Source organism: Larkinella ripae (genome assembly GCF_054780775.1).
On the sequence record NZ_BAAGVR010000018.1, the window covers coordinates 1 to 23,942 of the forward strand.

General features: G+C 51.3%; 34 protein-coding genes. 32 read left to right on the forward strand and 2 right to left on the reverse strand.

Features of this window, described 5'->3' with window-relative positions:
* The 28 genes from ACYVHX_RS10790 to ACYVHX_RS10925 all read left to right on the forward strand — a co-directional run.
* On the forward strand, positions 1 to 421 hold a 421-nt coding region (locus ACYVHX_RS10790), incomplete at its 5' end, for a hypothetical protein (protein WP_460671643.1).
* Between the two features lie 948 nt (positions 422 to 1,369).
* Entirely contained in the window at positions 1,370 to 1,594 is a 225-nt protein-coding gene (locus ACYVHX_RS10795) for a hypothetical protein (protein ID WP_460671644.1), read from the forward strand.
* 16 nt (positions 1,595 to 1,610) lie between these two features.
* Positions 1,611 to 1,820, forward strand: coding sequence for a hypothetical protein (locus ACYVHX_RS10800; protein ID WP_460671645.1), 210 nt, complete (start codon positions 1,611 to 1,613; stop codon positions 1,818 to 1,820).
* Positions 1,817 to 2,302: a hypothetical protein gene (locus tag ACYVHX_RS10805; protein WP_460671646.1), complete on the forward strand. Its 486-nt coding sequence runs from the start codon at positions 1,817 to 1,819 to the stop codon at positions 2,300 to 2,302. The genes ACYVHX_RS10800 and ACYVHX_RS10805 overlap by 4 nt, the downstream gene beginning before the upstream one ends.
* A 14-nt stretch (positions 2,303 to 2,316) precedes the next feature.
* Complete coding sequence (locus ACYVHX_RS10810) at positions 2,317 to 2,496, forward strand: hypothetical protein (protein ID WP_460671647.1); 180 nt, start codon at positions 2,317 to 2,319, stop codon at positions 2,494 to 2,496.
* Between the two features lie 3 nt (positions 2,497 to 2,499).
* The gene (locus ACYVHX_RS10815; protein WP_460671648.1) at positions 2,500 to 2,808 is read left to right on the forward strand and encodes a hypothetical protein; all 309 of its coding nucleotides are present in this window, start codon (positions 2,500 to 2,502) and stop codon (positions 2,806 to 2,808) included.
* A gap of 122 nt (positions 2,809 to 2,930) precedes the next feature.
* Positions 2,931 to 3,248: an HNH endonuclease gene (locus tag ACYVHX_RS10820; protein ID WP_460671649.1), complete on the forward strand. Its 318-nt coding sequence runs from the start codon at positions 2,931 to 2,933 to the stop codon at positions 3,246 to 3,248.
* 11 nt (positions 3,249 to 3,259) lie between these two features.
* Positions 3,260 to 3,706, forward strand: coding sequence for a hypothetical protein (locus ACYVHX_RS10825; RefSeq protein ID WP_460671650.1), 447 nt, complete (start codon positions 3,260 to 3,262; stop codon positions 3,704 to 3,706).
* On the forward strand, positions 3,681 to 3,923 hold the full coding sequence (locus ACYVHX_RS10830; RefSeq protein ID WP_460671651.1) for a hypothetical protein: 243 nt from the start codon (positions 3,681 to 3,683) through the stop codon (positions 3,921 to 3,923). Before ACYVHX_RS10825 ends, ACYVHX_RS10830 begins: the two co-directional genes overlap by 26 nt.
* Before the next feature lie 256 nt (positions 3,924 to 4,179).
* Complete coding sequence (locus ACYVHX_RS10835) at positions 4,180 to 4,422, forward strand: hypothetical protein (protein ID WP_460671652.1); 243 nt, start codon at positions 4,180 to 4,182, stop codon at positions 4,420 to 4,422.
* Positions 4,423 to 4,424: 2 nt separating this feature from the next.
* On the forward strand, positions 4,425 to 4,673 hold the full coding sequence (locus ACYVHX_RS10840) for a hypothetical protein (protein WP_460671653.1): 249 nt from the start codon (positions 4,425 to 4,427) through the stop codon (positions 4,671 to 4,673).
* Positions 4,674 to 4,797: 124 nt separating this feature from the next.
* Positions 4,798 to 5,079, forward strand: coding sequence for a hypothetical protein (locus ACYVHX_RS10845; RefSeq protein ID WP_460671654.1), 282 nt, complete (start codon positions 4,798 to 4,800; stop codon positions 5,077 to 5,079).
* A 7-nt stretch (positions 5,080 to 5,086) separates the two neighbouring features.
* Positions 5,087 to 5,554 (forward strand): phage terminase small subunit P27 family, encoded by a 468-nt coding sequence (locus tag ACYVHX_RS10850; RefSeq protein WP_460671655.1) that lies wholly within the window; start codon positions 5,087 to 5,089, stop codon positions 5,552 to 5,554.
* Positions 5,554 to 7,254 (forward strand): terminase large subunit, encoded by a 1,701-nt coding sequence (locus ACYVHX_RS10855; protein WP_460671656.1) that lies wholly within the window; start codon positions 5,554 to 5,556, stop codon positions 7,252 to 7,254. Before ACYVHX_RS10850 ends, ACYVHX_RS10855 begins: the two co-directional genes overlap by 1 nt.
* A 16-nt stretch (positions 7,255 to 7,270) precedes the next feature.
* Positions 7,271 to 7,462 carry a hypothetical protein gene (locus tag ACYVHX_RS10860; RefSeq protein WP_460671657.1) on the forward strand — a complete coding sequence of 64 codons (192 nt, stop codon included), beginning with the start codon at positions 7,271 to 7,273 and terminating at the stop codon, positions 7,460 to 7,462.
* Positions 7,463 to 7,559: 97 nt separating this feature from the next.
* Positions 7,560 to 8,852: a phage portal protein gene (locus ACYVHX_RS10865; RefSeq protein WP_460671658.1), complete on the forward strand. Its 1,293-nt coding sequence runs from the start codon at positions 7,560 to 7,562 to the stop codon at positions 8,850 to 8,852.
* Complete coding sequence (locus ACYVHX_RS10870) at positions 8,852 to 9,559, forward strand: HK97 family phage prohead protease (protein ID WP_460671659.1); 708 nt, start codon at positions 8,852 to 8,854, stop codon at positions 9,557 to 9,559. Before ACYVHX_RS10865 ends, ACYVHX_RS10870 begins: the two co-directional genes overlap by 1 nt.
* Before the next feature lie 29 nt (positions 9,560 to 9,588).
* On the forward strand, positions 9,589 to 10,920 hold the full coding sequence (locus ACYVHX_RS10875; RefSeq protein WP_460671660.1) for a phage major capsid protein: 1,332 nt from the start codon (positions 9,589 to 9,591) through the stop codon (positions 10,918 to 10,920).
* A 50-nt stretch (positions 10,921 to 10,970) separates the two neighbouring features.
* A complete protein-coding gene (locus ACYVHX_RS10880) occupies positions 10,971 to 11,168 on the forward strand; it encodes a hypothetical protein (RefSeq protein WP_460671661.1) in 198 nt (65 codons plus the stop codon).
* Positions 11,165 to 11,719 (forward strand): head-tail connector protein, encoded by a 555-nt coding sequence (locus ACYVHX_RS10885; RefSeq protein ID WP_460671662.1) that lies wholly within the window; start codon positions 11,165 to 11,167, stop codon positions 11,717 to 11,719. The genes ACYVHX_RS10880 and ACYVHX_RS10885 overlap by 4 nt, the downstream gene beginning before the upstream one ends.
* The gene (locus ACYVHX_RS10890) at positions 11,719 to 12,054 is read left to right on the forward strand and encodes a phage head closure protein (RefSeq protein ID WP_460671663.1); all 336 of its coding nucleotides are present in this window, start codon (positions 11,719 to 11,721) and stop codon (positions 12,052 to 12,054) included. Before ACYVHX_RS10885 ends, ACYVHX_RS10890 begins: the two co-directional genes overlap by 1 nt.
* Before the next feature lies 1 nt (position 12,055).
* Entirely contained in the window at positions 12,056 to 12,580 is a 525-nt protein-coding gene (locus ACYVHX_RS10895; RefSeq protein ID WP_460671664.1) for a hypothetical protein, read from the forward strand.
* Positions 12,577 to 12,969, forward strand: coding sequence for a tail completion protein gp17 (gene gp17 / locus ACYVHX_RS10900; protein ID WP_460671665.1), 393 nt, complete (start codon positions 12,577 to 12,579; stop codon positions 12,967 to 12,969). The genes ACYVHX_RS10895 and gp17 overlap by 4 nt, the downstream gene beginning before the upstream one ends.
* Positions 12,970 to 12,973: 4 nt before the next feature.
* A complete protein-coding gene (locus ACYVHX_RS10905; RefSeq protein WP_460671666.1) occupies positions 12,974 to 13,420 on the forward strand; it encodes a hypothetical protein in 447 nt (148 codons plus the stop codon).
* Positions 13,420 to 13,797 carry a hypothetical protein gene (locus tag ACYVHX_RS10910; RefSeq protein ID WP_460671667.1) on the forward strand — a complete coding sequence of 126 codons (378 nt, stop codon included), beginning with the start codon at positions 13,420 to 13,422 and terminating at the stop codon, positions 13,795 to 13,797. The genes ACYVHX_RS10905 and ACYVHX_RS10910 overlap by 1 nt, the downstream gene beginning before the upstream one ends.
* A gap of 71 nt (positions 13,798 to 13,868) precedes the next feature.
* Positions 13,869 to 14,144, forward strand: coding sequence for a hypothetical protein (locus ACYVHX_RS10915; RefSeq protein ID WP_460671668.1), 276 nt, complete (start codon positions 13,869 to 13,871; stop codon positions 14,142 to 14,144).
* Between the two features lie 3 nt (positions 14,145 to 14,147).
* The gene (locus ACYVHX_RS10920) at positions 14,148 to 16,844 is read left to right on the forward strand and encodes a tape measure protein (protein ID WP_460671669.1); all 2,697 of its coding nucleotides are present in this window, start codon (positions 14,148 to 14,150) and stop codon (positions 16,842 to 16,844) included.
* Positions 16,841 to 17,188, forward strand: coding sequence for a LytR/AlgR family response regulator transcription factor (locus tag ACYVHX_RS10925; protein WP_460671670.1), 348 nt, complete (start codon positions 16,841 to 16,843; stop codon positions 17,186 to 17,188). The genes ACYVHX_RS10920 and ACYVHX_RS10925 overlap by 4 nt, the downstream gene beginning before the upstream one ends.
* Positions 17,189 to 17,191: 3 nt before the next feature.
* Here ACYVHX_RS10925 and ACYVHX_RS10930 read toward each other — a convergent pair whose 3' ends face one another.
* Both ACYVHX_RS10930 and ACYVHX_RS10935 read right to left on the reverse strand, forming a co-directional pair.
* Complete coding sequence (locus tag ACYVHX_RS10930) at positions 17,192 to 17,773, reverse strand: hypothetical protein (protein WP_460671671.1); 582 nt, start codon at positions 17,771 to 17,773, stop codon at positions 17,192 to 17,194.
* A gap of 88 nt (positions 17,774 to 17,861) precedes the next feature.
* Complete coding sequence (locus ACYVHX_RS10935) at positions 17,862 to 18,314, reverse strand: helix-turn-helix domain-containing protein (protein ID WP_460671672.1); 453 nt, start codon at positions 18,312 to 18,314, stop codon at positions 17,862 to 17,864.
* A gap of 432 nt (positions 18,315 to 18,746) precedes the next feature.
* Here ACYVHX_RS10935 and ACYVHX_RS10940 point away from each other — a divergent pair, with 432 nt between their 5' ends.
* From ACYVHX_RS10940 to ACYVHX_RS10955, 4 genes are all read left to right on the forward strand, one after another.
* Positions 18,747 to 19,535 carry an antA/AntB antirepressor family protein gene (locus ACYVHX_RS10940; RefSeq protein WP_460671673.1) on the forward strand — a complete coding sequence of 263 codons (789 nt, stop codon included), beginning with the start codon at positions 18,747 to 18,749 and terminating at the stop codon, positions 19,533 to 19,535.
* Positions 19,536 to 19,537: 2 nt separating this feature from the next.
* Entirely contained in the window at positions 19,538 to 20,344 is an 807-nt protein-coding gene (locus ACYVHX_RS10945) for a phage antirepressor KilAC domain-containing protein (RefSeq protein ID WP_460671674.1), read from the forward strand.
* A gap of 116 nt (positions 20,345 to 20,460) precedes the next feature.
* Positions 20,461 to 22,758: a hypothetical protein gene (locus ACYVHX_RS10950; protein WP_460671675.1), complete on the forward strand. Its 2,298-nt coding sequence runs from the start codon at positions 20,461 to 20,463 to the stop codon at positions 22,756 to 22,758.
* A partial coding sequence (locus tag ACYVHX_RS10955) for a hypothetical protein (RefSeq protein ID WP_460671676.1) occupies positions 22,751 to 23,942 on the forward strand: 1,192 nt, incomplete at its 3' end. The genes ACYVHX_RS10950 and ACYVHX_RS10955, both read left to right, overlap by 8 nt.

Genomic DNA, 23,942 nt, shown 5'->3' on the forward strand with positions numbered 1-23,942 from the left:
TGCCGCCTTACTTCACGATGTCATTGAGGACACCGAGCATAAGTACGATGACCTGTATCGATTTCTAAAGTCCCTAAAAATTCCCGAAGCCCTCATAGGCGAAATCCTGATACGTGTTGTTGGGCTAACCGATTGGTTTACAAAGGAAGCATACCCGCACTGGAACAGAAAGAAACGGAAAGCAGCAGAGCATGAGCGGATGTCCGGTTTGCCGGAATTGACCCAGACGATCAAATACGCGGACATAATCGACAATACCGCGTCTATTGTAGAGCACGATCCTGGCTTTGCTAAAGTTTATCTGGTCGAAGTTCACGAACTCCTATTATTGATGAACAAAGGCGACAAGATACTTTACGAAACGGCTCTGGCCTACGTTGAGAAGCAGATCAAACGACAGTCTCAGCCATGCGAATCCTAGCCCCCGGCAACCCCGAGCCTGAGCGTCAGGTGACCTGCCACAAGTGCGGCTGCGTGTTCGCTTACGTCAACAAGGACCTGGACTTGCCGGAAATGGGTGGGGCCTGGGTCAGCTGCCCAAAGTGCGGGCAGGGCTGCCCGGCAAGCTATTGGTACAGAAAATAAACCCCCGCAGGGCGGGAAGAGGTATGAGAGAGATACTATTAAGACTACTACAGATTTTCGTATACGTCGTTGTGGCTTTTGACATTGACCGAAACAAGCTGAAAGAGTGTAAGGTCTACTTTGGTCGTGAATCAGCTCTGAATGAGTTAGACCGGATTTCAAAGATTTACGGACGGTCGAACTGTTGGCTTTTCTCGCGTAAGGTGTTCTAACATGGAAGACTTAAAATGCGTAATCGGGTGCAAGCAGTTTGCTGGTGGCGAGTTACTTCATCACGAATCGTGTCCGCATTACCCCGACTCACTTAGCAAACTGTTCACGGAAAACCTAAAGGCTTTGAAAAGTGTGAAGCTTTGCCTTCATGTGTTGACACGTGTTCTGGGAAAGAAACAGTTAACCAGTAAAGAAGCTAAGTTAGTAGATGGTGCCAAAATTGTTTTGAAACAGCACTTTGACGTAACCGATGTGCTACGCTAACCGCCCCGCAGCCGGACGGCCGCATCACGCCCGCGGGTGACGAAGCGGGGGCAAAATGAAGGATGATATGAGCAAAGAGAATGTTTTTACCCTAGCTGATCAGTGCGCCGGATGGGTCAATAAGCGAATCGTAGGCAATATGTCCGATTCGGCTTTCAATATGAATCACGACTACATCAAGTCCGGTATGCTGATATTTTTGGAAAAGTTATTAGAAGCACAGCAACCACAGCAGCACCATGAACCAACCCGAGATTAACCGGCGCAACGAATGCCTGCACGTGGCGGGCCAAAACCAGCAGGAAGGATGAGAACAGCAGAGGAAGTACTAACCGAAGAGGTTGATAAGCCTGAGCCAAGATTGGCTAAAAGTTATATCAGTATTGATGCCGTGCGCCGTGCCATGCGACGATACGCGGCTGAGGCGGTGGAGGAGCAGGTGCGGCTGTGCGCGGAGGCGGCATGGAATTACTATTCCTATGTGCCGCAGAAAAAAGCGATTGAGAACTGTAAACGAGTCGAACTGCTATGAAGCGAGTCGAACTGCTATGAAGCTAGAAGAAACGGTACTGAGCAAATTTAAATTGCCGCTTAAATATGACTTTCACGGTCAAATGATCTTTGATCAGGACAATGAGCGAGTGGCCGACGTTCGGGCATGGGGTCACCTGCAATACTTCCCCGACGGCGACAAGTTGCAGGATACTTTGGGCTTAATGATTGTGAAAGCTTTCAATGAAAAGTATCATAAGCCATGACCAGCCAGACCCCACCCCTGCCGCTGGCTGCGATCTTCGCCTATTACGGCACAAAGGCCACTTGTGAGTCGCTGATTGAAGGCGAATGGAAGCAGGTCGCACTGGACTCTTCTTACAATTGGGGCTATGCCATGTATACGCTCATTATGATGCCCGAGTACATCCGCAACTTCCAACTCCATTTGCGCCCATTGAGCAGCATCACCGAGGACGATCTGCGGCAGGTGGCGCGGCTGGCGGGGATACGAGAGGAGGTGGATATTCATCGAACTATGGACGGCTACCGGATGAGACGCGACAATTACGATTTCATTCTGGAGTTTGACCGGATTGGTGATTTGAAAGCCGGGATGACGCTCATGTGGCAGGGTCAAATGGCTGCGCTCTTCAACCCCGCGCCAGTTGTAGATTACCTGCGCGGCCAGGGGTATTTTTGGCCGAGTAAGGCGTTGGAGGGATTCGTAAAACTTGTAAACGAGTAATGAGGATGGGATACATGACACAGGCAGAAGAGAGATTCCGGGACGCCAAAGAGGGTCTCGATAAAGTTATTGCCGATCTGTACGAGGCATTGGCGCCAGATGGTTTAGAGTCAGTTTACAATGCCGATGCCGTTGAAAAGATTGAAGCCTGCTACATGGAACTTCGAAGTATCAAAAGAAAACTGAGCGAATAAGCCATGACCGTCACCACCGACGCCGAGCTTGCGGCCGCCGAGGAGCGGCCTGTCTACCGCCCATCTGCAATTTCCGTAATCATTCGGCTTGATGGTATGGAGGCTATTCCACAGGGATTTATTAAGGAAAGAGTGAGTCAGGCCCAGCTCATGGCCATAGGTACGCCCTATGGAGGCTTGCCAGTAGATGTTCAGCTTGTGGGCGAATTAAAGGCCATTAAGCCGGCTTGGCTACACGATAGCCGCCACTGGGGCAGAACCGAGAAGCAACGAACACGCCGCCTGGTGCGGGCGGTGATTGGGAAAGGTTAGAGGTTTAGGAATAATCGAATAGCCGGGCGGCCTTGCTTCCCGGTTATTTTTCGCCCAAATAGTTGTTATACTAATTGTTAGTATACCAATAATTATGTATTATTGCTTAAAATCAAGTGCTTATGCCCCGCCAGGATTCCGTTAAACGTCCGTGGATACAATCTAAGCCCCGCGTCAAACAGGAAGGGCGGAAGGCCGAGAGCCAGGCGGTTTATAAGCCGAACCGGTGGAAGGAGACATCAGCGCAGCATCGGCGCGCTAACCCCTATTGTGTGGAGTGCCTGAAGGAGAAAAAGTTTACCGATTGCTCGCCCGGCACTAATGCGGGCGTTACTGACCACATTGTTCCCATTGCCAAAGGTGGTGATCAATGGGATCCGGCGAATTTTCAAACGCTCTGCCACCGCCACCATAATGCCAAAAGTGCTAGAGATAAATGATAGTTAAAAATATGGAATGGATAAAAATAGGCATCCAGGTAGGGTTAGCTTTAGTGGCAATTGGTACAGTTCTGTTTGGAATTTCATTGTTATGGGAAATTAAGCCCAACCGGAGAAAGGGTTTGCCAGAGCCCGACTATATCCCGCCACGCCCGCCAAGGGGTGCATTTGCTCCAAAACGGGCCGACAATGAGCCGCCACTACCACCCAGAGAACGCTATTTTAAGAACGAAGCAGAAATAAAAGGGGAAGCCTTGCAAAGAGTTTACGAACGGGAGGATATGATTGACTACATCATCAAGTATTCGCCCGAATTTGCAGCAATGGGATATTCAGCCGCTTACCGGGACCTAAATCAACGCAGTGACAACTTCATTGAAAACCTTGCAGGTATTCTGTGGAGAAACAATAAAAACGAAGCTCAAAACCAACATGGCAAAGAAGAAACCAGCCGCTGACCCGGCCGAAATCATTGAGAACCTGGCGCGGCCTAATCCGCTCATACTGGACTCCCACCGCGAGCAGTTTCAGAGCCTGAATCCAGAGCAACAGCAGCAGGTGATGGCCCGCATTGATGAGCGCATTGAGGAGCAGCAGGAACAGGGCGACTTTCACGGGCGGCTGGGGTATCTGACGACGATGAAGGAGGAATACGGGAAGTTGATAGAGCAATGAATGACCACGCTAAATACCCGCTATTAAATCACCCGGTCGACACGAAGCCGGTGTTTCAGGCATCGAACGTTAGGACTGAAGGCGATGAATTGAAGTTCGATTTAAGCCCCATATCCATCAAACCTAAGTCGGTGACTGCTCATGTTCAGGTATCAGAGGAGTGGCCCATTAGCCCCGCCTGAACTGATGCCTGAGGAGTTCGTTGCTTTGATTGAGAGATTGGAAGAGGAGGTTAAGAATACAAACCAATAGCCATATGCCAACCGGAGAAGTAAAATTCTCGAAAGAGCTTTTGTCCATCTATCAAATAGAGTGGTTTGCTGATTTTGGCTTTACTAATCCACAAGATGTCACAAGACCTGGTGATCACGATTGGATAAGGCGTTATCAATTCGAATCTAAGCACTTTGACAAAGGGTATGGTACATATGAGCTAGTGTTTACCAGAACCAACGAAGGAAGTATTGCACTGCTTAGCGTCACGAAAACCGACAACTAATCATGAGCAAGGACAATCAATTTGAAGGCATAGTGCCCAAGACCACGCTTACCATCAGCATGGACACCAACAGCCGGGAAGACTTCTTTCGGGCTACGCAAGCGTTGATACAGCAGATGATTGAAATGAAGGTAGATCCGAAGGCGATTGACCCTACCCTGCAATACAACTATGGCTATGCTTACACCAATGAACAAGCCGAGGAGGTGCGCAGAAGATATCGAATTATTAATGCACATGCAAACAAATAACATCAATACTTGTACATGCAAGGGAGGGGTGGGTAAAATCCTAAATCTGGCGGATTTCCACGACCGGATGCCCAGTCTTTCGTTTATGCATGCAAAACTCTAAGGGGGGTTCTCAAGATTTCATATGAAAAAGATTGACACAAAGATTCTGCTCGGTTTTAGCCCTACTGATTCTAAAGTATGGCCTTTAAGGGAAAGAATTCCTGAGATATCATTGCCAGGGTCAACCGGATACATACCAAAACAGGGAGATACTGTCTGGATTTCTGAAGACTTGGTTGAGGATTTGAATCTGCCCGAAAACGACATCAAAATGATAACTAGGAGGTTTTGGGTTGTATCTTATGTGGGATATTATTTTGGTGCAAAACAAAACATTGTAACAGTTTGGCTTCATCGACCATAAAAATCAAATGAGACCCAATAAACCAACCGTCATAAAGCAATTGCAAGGCACCGACCAGCCGTGCCGGACGAACAAGAACGAGGTTCAGCCGAAAACAGTGTCAATGCCTACCCCGCCGGACTGGCTGTCGGAGTTCGGCAAAGATGAATGGTGGATTGTGACCTCTGAACTCGAAGCGTTGGGCCTGCTGACGGCGATGGATCTGGCGATGCTGGCCACCTACTGCCAACAGTGCGGCATCATCCGGCGGGCGAACGAGCAAATGCAGAACGACCCCGATTTTAACGATCTGGTGGTGACTACTCCGAACGGAGCGTTACAACCAAACCCGCTGCTCGGCATCATCAACAAAGCTACCGACGTAGCCCTGAAGATTGCCGGGCAGTTTGGCTTTACGCCCTCGGCCCGAACGCGCCTTTCGGCGCCAGTCAAGAAGGAGGAAGACCCATTAGAAGCCCTTTTACGCAGTAACTGATGAACGTCGACCTGGCTAAACGGTATATCAACGATGTCGAAACCGGCAAGATACTGGTGTGCATCCCTGTGCGGCAGGCTATCGAACGGCACCTGAACGACCTTAAAACCGGGTCTGAACGGGGCATTTGGTTCGATGAAGCCGCTGCCACCCGGGCGCTTAAGTTCTTCTCGTTTCTGCGGCACAGCAAAGGGAAGTGGGCCGGCCGGCCGTTTGAACTGGCCCCCTGGCAGGCGTTCATTGTTTACGTTTTGTTCGGCTGGAAGCGGGATGATGGAACCCGGCGGTTCCGGTATGCCTACGTAGAGGTGCCCAGGAAGAACGGGAAGACCACCTTTGCGGCCGGCGTGGCGCTGTACATGATGATTGCTGATGGTGAATCGGGCGCGGAAATTTACACCGGAGCCACGACCCGCGAGCAAGCTAAAATCTGCTTTGAGGAATCGCAGCGCATGGTTCGCAAGTCACCCCTTTTGCAAACCAAAGCCAATGTGCTCGCTCACAACATCCACGTGATGAGTACAGCATCGAAAATGCAGGCGGTTTCCTCGGATGCCAATACGCTCGATGGGCTAAACCCGCACTGCGTTATTCTGGACGAAATCCACGCCTACAAAAACCGGGAGCTGTTCGATATTTTCGACTCAGCGACCGGGGCGCGCTCACAGCCGCTGATCTTTATGATCACCACGGCGGGTTTCAACAAGGAATGGTTCTGCTACAAATACCGGCGCGATGTGTTATCGGTGCTGTCCGGCGCAGTTTTGGACGACTCGCTGTTCGGGATCGTCTACACGCTCGATGAAACGGATAACTGGACCGACCCGGCGGTCTGGGGGAAGGCGAATCCCAACTATGGCGTGTCGGTGTACGAAAGCTACCTGCGGGATAAGGTGTACCAGGCGACCATTCGCCCCTCCGAGCAGGTGAACGTCAAGACCAAAAACCTGAATGTTTGGACTGATGCGTCAAAAGTCTGGATTCCCGATGAAGTCTGGATGGGGGCCGCTGGCGTGGTCGACGAAATGGAGATGGCTCAGCGTCGTTGCTACGGCGGGCTTGACCTAGCGGCCACCAGTGACTTCAACGCATGGGCGCTGCTGTTTCCGGCGGATGACGGTTTTTTCGACGTGCTGCTGCGCTGCTGGATTCCCGAAGATACGGTAAAAAAACGCATTGATGCGGGCCTGCATGATTTGCAGCAGTGGGTCGATGAAGGGTGGGTTCGTACGACCTCCGGCAACGTCTCGGACTACAATCAGATCCGCGATGACATTGTTGCTGACTTCTCCACTTTCGGCCTGGAGAGCGCGGCCTATGACCGGCTATACAACTCATCGCACATTGTCCAGGAGATTGAAAACGAGCTGGGACCCGTCTACCGGGATGGGGAATACAAAAGCCGCATGAGCCCGTTCGGCCAGGGATTTGTGAGCATGAGTGCGCCGACAAAAGAGTTTGAACGGCTGGCGATGCTGGGCAAAATCCGCCACGGCGGCAATCCGGTTTTGCGCTGGATGCTACGCAACGTGGAGATCAAGACCGATCCGGCGGGCAATATCAAGGTCGACAAAAGCAAATCGGCCGAAAAGATTGACGGCGTGGTCGCGGTGATTGAAGCGTTGGGCGAATACCTGACGTGGAACTGGAACAGCGAGGAGCCTAGCCAATACGAAGACGCATCAAACCCCTGGTTTTAAAAAATTCAACAAAACCATGACACAACTACCCACCTTTACCCAGTATTTTGATATGCTGGTGGCCCAGAAAAAACAGCAGATTCATAAGGCCAGCGATGAGGATGCCTTTGAAGCCGCAGCCCGTGAATTAGAGCAAAGATTGGGATGCCGCCCGGATTTTGGCGTCGACGCTTACCGCAAACGGAAATATTCACATAAGAAAAAGTAATTCTTCTTATAACTTTTGGTAATTCCTCTTACAGGCCCATCCCCACCCCTTCTGAACTTTACACGCATATCGTACCCCTGTAACCTGTACGTATGCGGTGAATTATTTCCAAAGAGCTTTCAACTGGGCTTTACCGACTGAAAAGCGGTCGACGACCATCGGAACCGATGCGCCGGACGAGAAGCTTATGCGGTATTTTGGACTCAACACCGGCAAGGTTACGGTTACGCAAAATACGATCCTGACGCTGCCGGTGCTCTACCGCTGCGCTGACGTATTATCCTCCACGTTCGCCGGTTTTCCCTGGGATTTGATGTATAGTGATGGTGATGTCAGCAAAAAAGCGACGGGCCACCCCTGTTCTTTTGTCAAAACCCGGCCTTACCCGCTGCAATCCTCCTTTGTCTGGCGCAAAACCCTGTTTCTGCGGGCTTTCCTGCAAGGTAATGGCATTGCTCGCATCGAACGAAATGGCATCTACCGGCCTACAAAGCTAAAAATCTACGATCAGAACGATGTCACCATCACCCGCAAGGATGATGAGCTTTTTTACAAGTTCAACGACGTCAAAGAGCAGTTGCCCAGCTCCGAAGTGATTCACTACAAGCTGTTTTCGACCGACGGCATCACCGGGCGGTCGATCATTCAGCAGCAGGCAACGCTCAAGCTGGGTCTTCAGGGAATGCGGTTTCATACGACGCTCCTGGAAAACGGATCGCAGCTATCGGGCGTTCTGACCCATCCCGGCAAGCTCGGCACCGAAGCCAAAGAGCGGGCGCGGGGCGGGTGGTTCAACAAATTCCACGGACTGGAGAATGCCGGGCAGGTGGCGATTCTGGACGAGGGGATGAAATACGAGCAGATTGGCGTCAATCCCATCGACGCGCAGCTGCTGGAGGTAATGAAGCTCACCAAAGAAGACGTGTGTACCATGTGCGGGGTTCAGCCCCACATCGTCGGCATATTGGACCGGGCTACCAACAACAACATCGAACACCAGGGCATCGAGTTCGTGACTCACACGATGATGCCGCACGTGATCAACTTCGAGCAGGAGTGCGATTACAAACTGCTGCGCTCCCAAGAGCAGGGTAGCTACTACTACAAACTCAACATGAACGGGCTTTTGCGGGGTGATACCGAGGCCCGTAAAGAATACTACCAGACCATGCGGATGGCGGGCATTATGAACGCCAATGAAATCCGGGCGCTGGAGGATATGAACCCCTACGAAGGTGGAGAACGCTACATGATTCAGGGCGCCATGGTGCCGGTCGACAAGCTGGATGAAATTATCGCATCCCGCAAGCCGGCACAACCTTCAACGCCACCGGCATCGCGGGGTGTGGAATTAAACGGACACCATAAAAACGGGCATACCGTAAACTGATGGAAGAAAAAGAGGAACTGCTCGCCATCGACGCCCCCGAAAAGCGGATTGGCACCCTAACGCCGGTGTCTATCGAAACGCGCGGAGAGGGTGACCAAAAGCGCGATTACATTGTCGGATGTGCGATCAAATACAACGTTCGCAGTCAGCTTTTGGGCTGGTTTTACGAAATCATTGACGAACGCGCACTGGATACCACCGACGTGTCGGATGTGGTCGGCCTGTTCAATCACGACAGTAACATTATTCTGGGCCGTACGGGCGCAGGCACCCTGATCCTCGAAAAACGGGCGGGTGATGGCTGCTACTTTATGATTCCCTTCGATGAACTGGACCCCGACCACGTGCGGGTACGGCGGAAAATCGAAAAGAAGGAGGTCGTTGGCTGCTCGTTTCAGTTTACCATCGCCCGCGAAGGAACGCGGTGGAGCATGGACCCGGAAACCGAAATCGACATTCGGACGGTGACCAATATCGCCAAACTCTATGACGTTGGGCCGGTCACCTTCCCGGCATACACTCAGACCAACACCGGCATCGATAAACGGAGCATGGACGCGATCCGTGCCGAGCGCGATGCCGCCAAACGGGAAGCCATCCCGCCCCTCGAAGATCCCAATCAACAACAAGAATCCAAAACCGATGAGGATGCCAGTGCGTCGGTAGCGGCCGAACTCGATATGCTGGCGATGGAACTAGAACTATAAAACCGCTGGGGCGTACCCCTGTAACAACCATGAAACGCGATTTAAAAACCGTACGTGACCTGCTCGGTGAGAAACGGGAAACCAAGCAGAAGATTTATGACACCGTTTCCAAAGAGAACCGTGCACGCAACGACGAAGAAAAGCGTCAGTGGGGCGAGTTGAGCAAGGAAATCGACGATCTGGAAGAAGAAGAAAAATTCCTGGTCGACGCAGAAACAAACTCCAAGCGCATGGCCGCTCCGGTGGATATGTCTGTTCAGGGCAAAGACCCTTCGGAAAAAGATAAGCGTGACTTTTCGAAATACTCGTTTACCCGCGCTATTCTGAGCCAGGTAAAAGCATCAGGTGTTTCTTTGGATGGTGTGGAGCTGGAAATGCACCAGGAAGCCGAGAAAGAGGCACGGGCTAATAACGTCACCATTTCGGGCGTTGGGGTTCCGTCTCAAATCTCCAAATACAAAGGGGTTGAGCAGCGGGACAACTCGGTTACAATGCCCACGCAGCCCGAAGACGGTTCTGCTGCCGTCCAGACGGACAAGCGCATATCACTGGAAGATATGCTGCGCAATGCCTTGATGGTTCGCAATCTGGGAGCAACCTATTTCAACGACCTGGTGGGCAATGTGGACTTCGTTCATTTGACCCAGCGCCCGGTCGCTACCTGGAAACCGGAGGTTGGCAATTTGGACAAATCAAACGTCAAGTTTGGATCAAAAGGCATTTCGCCGAAACGTCTGGGTACGTATACGGTGCATTCGCTGCAATTTTTGAAGCAAACCGCCCCGAGTGTTGAAGCAAAAATCCGTCAGGAATTAGCTTACTCCATTGCCGAGGGCATTGACTATGCGGCCGTTTTCGGCGATGGGGCCGATGGTGAGCCTACTGGTCTGCTGGCGACATCAGGAACGACCGATATTGCCATTGGCACCAACGGTGGCGCATTGACACGGGCCCATCTGGTGACGGCAATCGCTACGCTGCTTTCGAAAAACATCAACGGACGCAACTACGGCTGGCTGTTCAATGCACTGACCGCCGGAGCCTTGATGAATACTCCGATTGCGACCAACAGCGACAAGTTTTTGATGGAGAGCCTGTCGACATTGATGAATTATCCGGCGGCCCTTTCCAACGCCATCCCGTCAGCCACCACCAAAGGCAGCGGATCCAACCTGTCGACGCTGATTTTTGGTGCCTGGGAAAACCTGTACATCGCTCAGTGGGGCGGTTACGACCTGCTGGTTGATCCGTACACGCTGGCAAAAGCCGGGCAGGTGCAAATCATCATCCAGGCGTTTGCCGACATTCTGGTGTACGAACCGAAGGCGTTTGTGACCATCAAAGACGTCAAAAATCAATAAGTCATCACCGGCCGGACAGCTCCGGTTGTCCGGCCCCATCTCATACAGCCATGACGATCAAATTCAAAGAAGACCTGACCGGAACCGCCTACTCGTACAAAAAAGGGGACGTGGTTGAAAATGCCGAAGAGGTATTTGGCGCTGCACAAGCCCGGTATTTTGTTGAGCAGGGTCAGGCCGATGAACCCGGCGTAAAAACCGAGCGGGCAACAGATAAGCCCAAAACCGAGACTGCCGACGCCAAATGATTAACTACTTCACCCACCGCCCAACCGCTGTAAGCGACGAACTGCCCGAGGTGGTTCCGCTTCAGACGGTGTGCGATTGGGTGAAGGTTCCTTTGGATGACCGGGAGGTGCCCTTGCTGGTCAAAGCCGCTATGCGCCGGATCGAGCAGTACTGCCAGCAGCCGATTTTCCGGCGGCAGTTCACCGTTACCATGCGGGGGTTTGACCGGGGTTATTTGGGCTCGCTCAACATCAGCAGCATCGATTCGGTCGGCTACCTGCTCCCCGGCGAGACGGCATACCTGCCCATCCTGGACACGGATTACGACTTTCTGGCCAGCGAGATTGTGTTCACGGACTCGTTTCTGCAATCCTCACTGCCGTTTGACCGCATTAACCGGGTGCAGATCACGTTTACGGCGGGTTATCCGGCTGACAGCGTTCCGGAAGACATTCAACTGGCGATCCTGCGGCTGACGTCGCACGCTTACAACAACCGGGATGACAACAAGCGGGAATTTCCGTCGGAGGTGGAAGTGCTACTGAGCGAATACAAACTGATTTCAGTCTGATGGCACAGCAACGCTTTCAATCCGGGATGCTGGACCGCAAGGTGATTCCGCAGAAGCCCATCGAAAGCCGGTCAGGTTCCGGTCAGGAGGTGGTCGACTACCAGGATCAGCCCTTTATCTGGGCCAACCGCAAGGATGAACTGGCGGGTGTGTCGGAAGACAGCCCTGCAAACCGGGTCACGGCAATCAGCATGGTCACCTTCACGATTCGCTACCGGGCCGATATAACGGTGAAGTGGCGGCTTAAATCCGACGGTGACACATTCGATATTCAGCACATTGCGCCGATCGGCCGCATGGACCGTCTGGCACTGCGCTGTCAACGACACGATTAAGATGTTTCGCTTCAAACTCGACTTTTCGGAAGCCAACGGCCTGACGTATTCACTCGAACGCGCTGCTGCGATCTACCCCAAATCGGTGATCAGTGGCGCGCTACGGGAGTCAACCGGGCCAATGCTGCGAGCCGCCCGGGAAGAGGCACCGGTTAGTGGTGGCGGCAGAGAGCGCGTTGCGGTTCGCTACGGAAAGTCGGGACGAGGCAGCGCCAACGACTACCGGCGCGGGGGTGCTACCCGGCGGGACCTACGGATCAGAATTGCCGATACACGCGATGGTAATCCGGTGGCACTGATCGGGGTCAGCAAAAAAAGTGGCAAGGTTGGCTGGCGGGCGCACTTCATTACGCGGGGCGTACGTAAAGCCGGCAAGGGCCGAAACATCAACATCGCACCGAATGACTTCCTAAAACGGGCGTTTGACCGCACGTTCAACGGGGTCGTTAACGCGGTGGTCACCATTCTCGGAAGGCGCGCCCAGGCGTATTTGTCAAACACCAAATACCGAAGAAGCAGCGTATGATCGGCACCGCCTTGTATAGCATCCTTTCGGGGGCAACGCCGGTAGCGCAAAAAGTGGGCAACCACATCTACCCCGGCTTAGTGCCTCAGAATGCGCCTACAACGGCGATCTGGTACGCAACCGATGATGTGCAGCCACTGGAGTGCCGAACGCCCGGCGGTTCGTTTATGGGCTTTTTCGAGATCGGAGCCATCAGCCCCAATTACGATACGCTGATGCAGATTATCAAAGCGATCCGTGCTGCGCTGGACAATTACAACGGGGTCGCGGGCGGATTTTCCCTGAGAACCTTTTCGGGGGTCGAGCAGCCCGACGGCTACGACGACAACCTGAAGCTATACGAAAAATCACTGCGCTTTAAAACGATTGGACAACAAGTAACACAATAAAACAATGGCAGCAAGAACCCAGGAACTCGTAGCAGGCGACGAAATATACCTCTACGTTAAAGTAGCCAGTGCATACATCCAGTGGGGATGTATGGATAGCTTCACGTACCGCTCGTCTATCGAGGCTTTCGAGGTGAACTGCCGGGCCTTTGCCGGAAAGGTTCCGTCGGGCAAACTGCCGTCGTGGTCGATTTCGTCGGGCGGTTTCTACCGGATCTTCGACAACACCAACGAAGCGACGAACATTTCCGTCTCGGAGGCCCACAACTACCACACCACCAAGTCGGTGCTGGAAATCAAGTTTGGCACCGATAAAGCCAATGACCCGATCTGGACCGGCAAGGCGTTTATTTCTGAATTTGAACTTAACGGCAACCAGGGCGAAGCGGCCAAGTACAGCATCACACTGGAAGGCGCCGAACCGATCTCTGTATCAGCCAACCCATCCTAATGGAAGCATTACGGGGGGTAATTTCCAAGCCGTTCGGGGGGCGTGAGCGCACCTTTAAGTTCGGGATGCAGTCGAATTTGATTTTGGCTGATTTGATCGATATGGACCGGCTTGGGCTGGATTTCACGGTGGGTGTTAAGTCGATGCCCGCCACTTTCCTCTCCGGTCTGCTGGCCTTCGGTCCGGATGCCAATGGGGTATCAAAAAAGACAGACCTGAATGACGTCTACGACTGGATCGTGGAAATGCCGGAGGAAGATGCCGCCGACGTCTACGAAGCGGCCCAGACGGCCATGGGGTTTATGACGCGGCTGACGCAGATAGCCGCCGACCGAAGAGAAAGACGCCAGGCCGAAAAGGCAAACAGCAAACCCTAAAGCAATGGCAGCAGTGGGCGCTCGACTTTGCGTACGGCGAGCTGGCCTTAAAACCGGCGGAACTCTACGAGATGACCGTTCCGGAGTTCAACCGGATGGTGGCGGGTTTTTACCGCCGGCAGGATGCCCAGTGGCTACACACGCGGGAAATCATCGCTGCCGTCTACAATGCCAGCGCCAACCGGGACTTTAAAAAGCCGGGCGTCAAGGGTGCAGATATTTATCCGGTGGGCGACGAGCGCACCGTGAAGTTAAAAGTAAAATGGAAGCCCTCGAAGAAATCACGCGGGGCGATTGAGTTGCCGCCTAAGAAGCTGGCGGCCCTCAACGAACGATTCAACCAATAGAATATGGCTGCTGTAGGTGCCGTTAACATAAAGTTCGGAGCCGTAACCACGGATTTCGTGGCTGCCATGAAAGGGGCCGCCGGATCGGTGCAGTCCGCTGTGAATGAAATGAACGCCGACCTGACATCCTTTTACAAGCGTCAGGATCGCCAGCAAGCCGCTTTCACCAAAGGCTTTGCCCGGTTGGGCGACGACTTCAAGAGCGTGGGCCGCAATTTGACTATTGGACTTACCGCCCCCCTTGTAGCCTTAACGGGCGTCCTATTTAAATCTTACGCCGAAATTGATTCCAATATTCGTGGCTTCAAGGCTTTAAGCGGATCGGCGGAACAGGCTGCCAATAGTTTTAAGACTTACCTTGCTGTAGCCAAACTTCCGGGCCTAGGTCTTCAGGAAGCGCAGGAGGCAGGACTTCGCATGGAAGCGCTGGGTTTTTCTACCCAAAAAGCAAAAAATTACTTAGTACAGTTTGGGAACGCGGTGGCCCTGGGTGGCGGTGGACGAACGCAGTTCGACCAGATTCTGGTGCAACTCACTCAAATGAGCAGTAAGTCCAAAGTGTTAGCCGAGGACTTAAAGCCCATTGTGAGCGCGTCCCCGGTAGTGGCGAAGGCTCTGCGGGAAATGTTTGGATCGGTCGACTCTGAGCAAATCTCTAAACAGCTTCAAGCTAGTGGCAAAACAGCCAGCGACTTTCTGGATATGCTCGTCACCAAACTCGGCACCCTGCAACGGGTGGAGGGTGGCCCGCGCAATGCCCTTGAAAACTTGTCCGATGCCACCAAAATAGCCGGATATAATTTCATCGCTGCTGCCGATCAGGCATTTGATTTAACCGGCGGGTTAACGCGGCTTGGTGACACCCTGACCAGTACCGCCGAAGGGTTCGCGGACCTGTCACCTGAAACGCAGAAAGCCATCCTGGGAGTTACTGGATTTGCGGCTGCTATCGGCCCGGCTTCACTGGCTATTGGTAGTTTCGTACAATTACTCCCACTGCTCCGAAGTGGATTTGCAGCCTTAACAGGCCCAATTGCTGCGGCTGCGGCTGCGGCCACCGCACTGACCGTTTTATCGACCTCTATTTACGATTATGGCAAATCGATCGACGACACGATTGATAAAAACGCCTTGCTTTCCGGTGTGCAAAAAGATGTAACCGAGGGCATCAAAGGTGAAGTGGACCGACTGCGCGAATTAGACCAGATTGCCTTTAATGAATTAAACAACAAAAAGGCCAGGATTGATGCTTTAAATGAAATCCGGTCGATTGCTCCGCAGTATCTGGGGAATCTGGATCTGGAAGCATTCAAAACTGGCAAGGCAACACAGGCCATTGAAAAGTACATAAAAATTCTCGCTTTAAAAACAGAGTACCAGAAGATTGACCAGCGTATTAACGACGCTTATTCTGGTTACAATGAGCTAGACAAGAAAAAGACGGACTCATTCGGGGGTTTTGGGGATTACATCGGTGCGTTTGTACTAGGTTTCCCGACCGAGGGCAGCTTATCCGAACAGGTTGATAAGAAGCGACTTGAGCGCAAAAAGGCGCAACTGATTCAGTTCAACAACACCATCAATGACCTGACCGACCAGCAAATCAAGATCAAACAGAAGCTTGAAGCGCTGGGGGAAAATGCGGACCCGCTAAAATCGGGAGCAACCGGACCCGGAGCGGGCGGAGTTAATGCGGCAGGTGCGGCCCTCGATGCTAAACGCAATCAGCTAAAAAAGATAGGTGACGAAATCGGTGACTTATTAGCCAACAAGCTGAAAGTGCCTGCCGAACGCTTTGCCGAGTACCGGAAGCTGCAAAAAGAGTTAAGGGATATTGACAGCGCATTAAGTAGTCCAAAGAAACAACGCCCGGAAAAGAGTTATTTTGAAAAAGAACTACTAGACGTCGAACGGAAGATTCTGGAGTTTCGCAATAAATATCCTGGCATCGAAATTCCATTATTCCTGCGTTACCGTCAGGCGGAAGTTCAGCAGATACTTGGCCGGGGCAAAACGCCGGACATCCTCGCAAAACAGGCTCAGGAAATCGCGTTAAAGGGCAATGACTTCAAAATTAGTGCTCCTGCTGACCTTACCGCCAAATTGCAGCCCGCAATTGACAACTTAAAAGCGTTCAATGAGCAATTAATGAGCGTATACGGTGAGTTGCAGCGCAGCATCCAAACGGCATCTATTGACACCGCTGCGACGTTCGCCGATGGATTGGGGCAAGTGATCGGGGGTGTAATTAGTGGTCAGAAAAACGTCTTAAAAAGCCTGTTGAAGCTTGGCTTTGATATGCTGGCCAGCTATTTGGCCCAGGTGGCCCGCGCCCACATTGTAGCAGGTACAGCACTGGCCTTACTTGGCATCACTAACCCTATTCTGGCGGCTGCCGGAAAGAAGCAGTTAGTGGCCGGTATTGGATTGCAGGTAGCTTCCGGCGTAGTTCGGGGCATCAGTAATGCCATTCCGTTTGCCAATGGCGGTATCGTATCAGGGCCAACGTATGCAATGGTTGGCGAATATGCCGGCGCCCGCAACAACCCCGAAGTTATTGCCCCATTGAATAAACTCCGTGACTATATGGGCGAGGGCGGAAGTAGGGACGTGCGGGTGTACGGTGAATTTGAACTGCGAAATGATCGACTAGTCGCTGCCGTCAGGAAGGGTAACCGTATGGAAACAGAGTACAGATGATCCAGCTATTTGACTACAACCGGCGGCCCCTCTGGGTGAAAACATCCGAGATTATGTATCTGGAGGGTGACGCAGACTATACCAAGTTTCATCTGACCGGCGGCAGGGTTATTTCCAGTAGCTACAGCATCAAAGACTACGAACCGCATTTGGCGCATTTCTGGCGCATTTCTAAGAGCTACCTGATTAACCCCGCCTACATTCACGGATTCCACTCCACAAAGGACGTTTCCCGGCAATCCGGCTCAATTCGGCTCAAAAACGGGCAGCGGTTCGACATTGCCCGGCGTCGCATGGGGCAGATTTCGGCGAAATTCTTGATGACTGGGATTGCGATGCGGTAGGCGCTATAGTCCATCAGCAACAGAACCCCTATAATTGGCCGCCATCAGAGAATCAATATAGGTTATGTAAAGTTTAGCTTTTAAATTGTCGCCTTTTAATTCAAGCGCTACTTCGGTGTTTGGCTTCTTCCACCTTGTGTTGTATCGCAAATAACCAGTAGCAACAGCAGTCCCAAATTGATTGGGGTTATCTCGGAATAGACTTCCGCTCCAAGCGGTGGTATCTAATGTAGGTTTCCCGTATTTTTTTGTCAAGTCTTCTTTTAGTGAGTAAAAGTCCTCTATATATTTATTGTCATTTAGATGTCTTTCACTAAAGTCATACACTCCCATAAATGCTCGTCCTTTTTTGAAGAAATAGAGTAACATTACTTTATTTAGGCCGACATTAATGTCTTTATATACTATCCTTAATGTATCTTCTAGGTCTGGTGCCTTTAATTCTGTTTTTTTTACATCGGCTATCTTATCACCCCAATTCATCTTCCTAAAATCGTAGGCTTTCTTAACGGTCTTTACCTGCTCTTGACTATTATCAGTCTGACATGCTGATAAAAAAAGTAGAAGCACAAAAATCCTTTTCATCTGGCAGAGAATAGTTTGCCAGAAAAATACTATCATTTCTGATAATTGCAAAAAATGTAGACTACTTAGTGAGAATTATGATTATTACTTAGAACGAGCCCTTGTTGCTTTCTTTGTCCGAAAGCACACGATCCAATAATTCCTGGAGTTTACCTAATTGATTGATCAATACCATATTTTGATTTTGCAACACCCCCTTGTCGTGCTCTAGCTCTGCAATCCTTTTGTTTAAAAAGGTAATGTATTTGTCTGTAAAGGGGCCTCCACTATCTGGGATAGTGTATCCGAGTGAAGCAATAATACTGTCAAACTCACCTACAGCATGATTGAACATCTCTCCGTCTCCGGTTTCCAGCCAAGCTCTATTAACGCCTAAATTTTTGACGACTTTATCTATCACAACAGGCCCAACAGTTTTCTCGCCCGACAAAACCTTTGAAATGTAAGATTGAGTAGAATCAATACGACGAGCAAACTCTGACTTGTTGATTCTCAGAGTCTTACGTACTTCTTCTAGTCTTTCAACAATCGGTTCTGGCATACGATAAAGGCATTACAATAAATTATTATATAAAAACGCTTTGTTTTTATATCTTTAGTATATATATTTGTAGATCTTAGAACATAAAATATATATACTTATGGTTTCAGAGTTAAAAACACAAAAACGGAGATCCAAGAGCAGTTGGAAGCCGTTTGAGCGTGATCCGAATACAATCCGGTTTCACTCGATCTATATGTCCTTCGGCACGAAGCAACGAGCCAAATTAAAGGAATCTTTTTGCAAAGTACACGGATTGGCCTCGGCTTCTTTCAATGCGAGAGTTAATGGAGCGAATCGGGTACGCGAAAAAGAGCTTCAATGGCTTGAATCATTCGATCCCTACAAAGAATCCGCTAATGCATAAAAAAGCCTGCGTCCATCCGCCAAGATTATACGCAGGCCATTGTCTCACAACTTAAACCAACAAGTATGAGTACGGAACAAAGTTACAAAAATGAACCTCAGGTAGCAAGTAGTACCGTTGAGGGCAAAATACCGGCGTTAATCGCCATTAAAACGACTTCGGAGGGTAATAGCGTTGTATCAGCCAGGGAGTTGCACAAGACTCTGTTAATCAAACGTGATTTTACGACCTGGTGCAAACAAATGTTTGAATACGGTTTCGAGGTGGGTAAAGACTATCAGATTTTGTACGTCACCAAAAACGGTGACGTTGATAATCAGGCGGTTAAGCACTCTCCACAAACCCGGTCAATGTTGGGTATATCTGTAGATTATGCCTTGATGATGGATTGTGCAAAAGAGATTGCGATGATACAGCGGTCTGAAATCGGACGCCGGATACGCAATTATTTTATAGAGTGCGAGCGAATGGCATTAGCTAAGGTGATAACTGCGCCGTGCAATTGCTCAAAAGCGACCGCAAAACTGGAAAAGAAATTGGATCGGGTTCTGGTTATCGCGGAATCGTATATCACGCCAAAAGTTCAAAAGTTGGACATGATGGAGAACGATCCGGAATACAAGGCGCTGCGCGATGATGTGATGCGGATAATGACGGAGTATGCAAGAGGTAAGACGACTTACGAATGGAATACGTATTGGGGTTGGTTCTGGTCTTTCCTGAAAGATCAATACCGTATATCCATTATCGGTGATCAGCGCCGAGTTGGCGAATGCACTCTGGATGTCGCCTTTCGACTCGGATATGGTCGTCAGGCTTGGGAATTAGCTAAAACACAATTTGAGAACAAATAAAAATGGATACTTTAAAGATATACGAATACAGGGGCTCGTCAATCGAGTTCCAGGTTATAGATAACGAATTGTTTGCGAATGCGACCGGCATGTGTCAGGCATTCGGTAAACGTCCAAATGACTGGCTAAGTCTGCCAGCTACGCAGCGTTACATAGATGGCATTACCAGAAAATCTGGTAATGCTCAAAATGAGATAGTTAGAACGATTAGGGGCGGACTTGCACCTGGAACCTGGATTCACGAAAAGTTAATATTGAAGCTAGCCCAATGGTTAGACGTGGACTTTGAAATCCAATGCGATGAATGGGTAGGTCAATTGCTAAAGACCGGCAAGATTGAGGTTGCACCTAAAGAAATCAGTCGCAAAGATTTGGCAATGATGGTTCTGAAGGCTGAGGAAGAAAAAGAGCAGCTACTACTTGAGAAAATGGCTTTACAGGAAAAAGTAGAGTCTGACAAGTCGAAAGTTGACTTTTACGACGCAGTAACAGAAAGTGAGGATGTAGTTCAAATGGGCGATGTGGCGAAAGTTTTAAACTTTGCCGGAATTGGCAGAAATAACCTGTTTGAAATTCTACGCCAAGAAAAAGTCTTGATGAACGGGAACGCGCCTTACCAGAAATACGTAGAACAGGGATGGTTTAAGATAGTTGAGTCTAAATGGACTGATTCGTACGGGGCGAGTCACATTAGCCTAAAAACGGTGGTATATCAAAAGGGGGTTGACGGGATTCGCAACCTTTTGATCCGTCGACAAGCGCGAAACCGTCCGCTGCCGCCAGGGCAGACGATCCCTGCAAATTTATAAGTGCATAGCCCGCCCACCAGCGGGCATTTTTATTGCCTATCCGCCCTATCCTTTAAACGGCGCAAGTTCCTGCCCCCGGCGCGGTAGTTTCGACAAATTCACATCGAAGCGCCGAAATGCCCTACAATCCCCGCTACGAGTTCTATTTCCACGACGACGATCAGAGCCGTTTGTATAGAACCCGTTTGCTCGACCGGGATTATTTAGGCGGCCCCATTACCGAAATATTTCACTCGGAAAGTCCCATTGAATGGGAGGTCAAAGGTTCGGACGACCCATTTGAGTCGATGCTGGGCATTTTTGTCCGCATGGGTACGGTGACCTCGGCCGACGGTATTCAACTCCGCGACCTGTACACCGAAGACGACCGCAAATGGCGGGTAATCATCGATCACATCACCGACGGTGACCAGATCATTGCCAATGTATTCACCGGCTACCTGACGCCGTTCGAGGCCCGTGAGTCGTATATGCAGATGCCGTTTCCCAATAAGTTATCGGCCACCTGCGGACTGGGAACGCTTAAAGACTACCCCTTCAATAACTTCCCCAGCAACCTACCCCGCATTGAGAACACCACCGCCCTGGCGATGGTGAAACTATGCCTGTTGTGGCTGGGGTACGCGTTGCCGATTGCCATTAGTGTCAACTGCGTGGAGGCATCGATGATGCAATCGCCGACGATGCGCCCCCCGGCCCCTTACTCGGTGCTGGATAACTACATGATCGACCCGCACCGGTTCAAGACCGATACCGGTATGCGTTCCTGCTACGATGTACTAAAAGCCAACCTGGATGTGATGAACGCGGTGATTGTCCAGGACCGGGGTGAATGGAAAATTATGCGGCTGGATGAATACCCGAATCACGTCGTAAACAACGGGGCGGTTCCGTTCGTCGTTTACGACGAAAACTACTTTAACCCTGTTTTCTTTGGGGTTCAGCGCGACATCCTTCGCAACATTAACCGCGACAGCATCGGACAACCGCTTGCGGGTGGTGAGTTATCCATTGATCCCAGCGAACGCAAGCTAACGGCCCGCTTCGAGTACGGGGACCTTAAGAATGAGCTTAAGAACGGCGATTTCTTCGATCAACTCAATAACTGGACCCAGAGCGGCAACGCAGCCACCTGGACCGGCGACGGCTCACAGGAGAATCCGTACGGAGTCAAGTTTACCGGCCTTTCGGATAATTACATCCAACGAAATGATAATGTGTCGATCCGGCAGTCGCTGGAATACCCCGCCCGCTCGGGCAACGTCGACGAGTTGAAGCTGACCTTCTCCTATGTCAACATCAACTGCGTCGGGGCTAAAATATCGGTCATGGCGACCGTACAAAATAAGGGCGTCTATTTCCTTCAACCGGACGGCACCTGGCTTTCCAATGGACAAAAGACGGTCTACTACATTTTTAACGATAACGTCCGGGTTGATAACAACGGCTTTGACCAGTCCAAGCCCACAGAGGGTCAAAAGGTAGAAATTCCAATGAATCCGGTTCCGGGCAGGGACCGCTACCGGATCGACGTCTATTTGTTCAGGGGCCGCATTTTCAAGAACCAAAATAATGTCAATCCGACGCCCGCCCCGTATATCATCTACCGGGATATAAAGATCACCAAACGTGATGCTTCACGGGTCGACCTGACCGGTGAAGAGGTGCGCGGAGAAGCGCCGGGGGCGGATCGCAAGCGGCAGGCCACCGAGTTGACACTGGAGGTAGGTGATCAGTCTTCCTCGAAAGTAACCCGGAATGTCTTTACGACCGCTAACAACCCCGGTGGTGAATTAATCCCGGTGATTGCCTACTACCCCCGGTACGGGGCGTTGCTGCGAATGGACGGTACACCAACTGAAAAATGGCTGTCCTACGGCGCAGATCCTACGATTCCCGGGAATTTCAAAAAGTTGCAGGTGCTATGTGTGACCGGCAGGCTACAGCAGACCGGTAAGCCCGCCCGTGTATTCGACGGCGATCTATTGCTGCGTAAGGGCCAGCACATCGGCCCAATGGACCTGCTGTACTTTGAGGAAATCCAGATGTACGCCCGCATCGTGGGCGGTTATAAGTGGGATATAAAGACCAATGTGGTATCAGTTCGGGCGGTCGAAGTGATGGTAACGGCGCCCATTGACATTGACAATTACTGGCAGACGCCCGGTGGCCTCGAACGCATGGATGGCGACGCTAATCAGCCCGGCGGCAAAAATCCGCTCGCCGGAGCCTACACGCCCGGCCAGCTCCAGGAGATTCTGGACCGCAAACCCGGCGACATCAAGCTAGGCAAGGCATTTACCTACAACTCGCTACTGGGCCTGCCTACGGGCGAACGGCCCGCACCGGGAACGATCATCGAGGGCCTTTTAAGGTCCGGCAAATTCAAATTCTTCCGCCCTACCGATGGTTGACGACCGCATATACGTATACGAGCCAGAGGGCGAATATTGGGAATGGGCCATCTCCCAGGATGGCACACCGCAAACCATTGGGCCGTGGCAGTCGAGCCGCTCGTTTGCCAGCCTGCCCAATGGCGACGCTTTTGAGCTCAACAAAGACTACCTGATTTTGGGCCGGGACGAAGATGAAACCCGGCGTAATCCGATTGGTCACGACATAACCGTTCTGGCGCGCTTTTCACCGAATGCTGACGGCAGTGGTCCGGCCACCTTAAATCTTCAGCAGGTCACCGACTACGGACGGCATACTGACAATATCATTCAGACAGCAGGCTATGAAACTCCTGAATTCCCCATGGCATCAGAGGCAATCGTCCTGCTGACTGTTGAAAAGGTTTTGACGACCGACGCAGCCGGACAATCCATTCTTGTTGAGCGCGTCAAAAAAATAAATACCGATGACGCCGTTTCCGGCCCCGCGCCGGTGGCACCCGTCATCGAAGACCAGACGTTTATTGTCGGCACTTACAAAGAATTCCAGTTCCCCGAGTTTACAGGCGCGGTCAACTACAGCGTCTCCAGCCTGATCGGGGGCGTTACCGTTATCGACCCCAGCCCGACCGGGCGGCTGATCGGCGGGACGGCTACCGAAGCCAATTCCGGCAAAGAGGTGACCATAGCCGGCTACAGCGCCACCGGAAGACCCGCCAGCGTTACGTTCACGCTGAGGGCCATCCAGGCCGAATCCCGCTATATCCGCGAATACTTCGGTAAACCCACCCCCGAAGACGGGGCGCGGTTTTACCTGTTCGGCAACGGCGGTGAGCCCGGCATTCGCTTCCGGCTGCTTCAGGGCCAAACGGTGCTGTTTGACTCTCTCTGGAGCAAGGACCCCGGCAAATGGGCGGCAAACGAGCTGTTTCCGAATTTTGCCGACTACACGTATCTGGTGCCGACGCTGGCCGCCGGGACTTATACGGTAGAAGCCCAGCTAACCTCATCGAGCACTGTCTATTCGGAAGAGTATGTACACGTGCTGGGCGGGCCGGGTAAAAAGATATTTCCCAGCACGGTTAATCTGATTCTAAATAAGCCCAATAACGTCGCGGCATCGGGGGGCGTATCGCCAACAGGCTCCAACGACGGTGATACAGACACGGATGTCTTAATTGCCGGTGGCACACTATCCGCCTGGG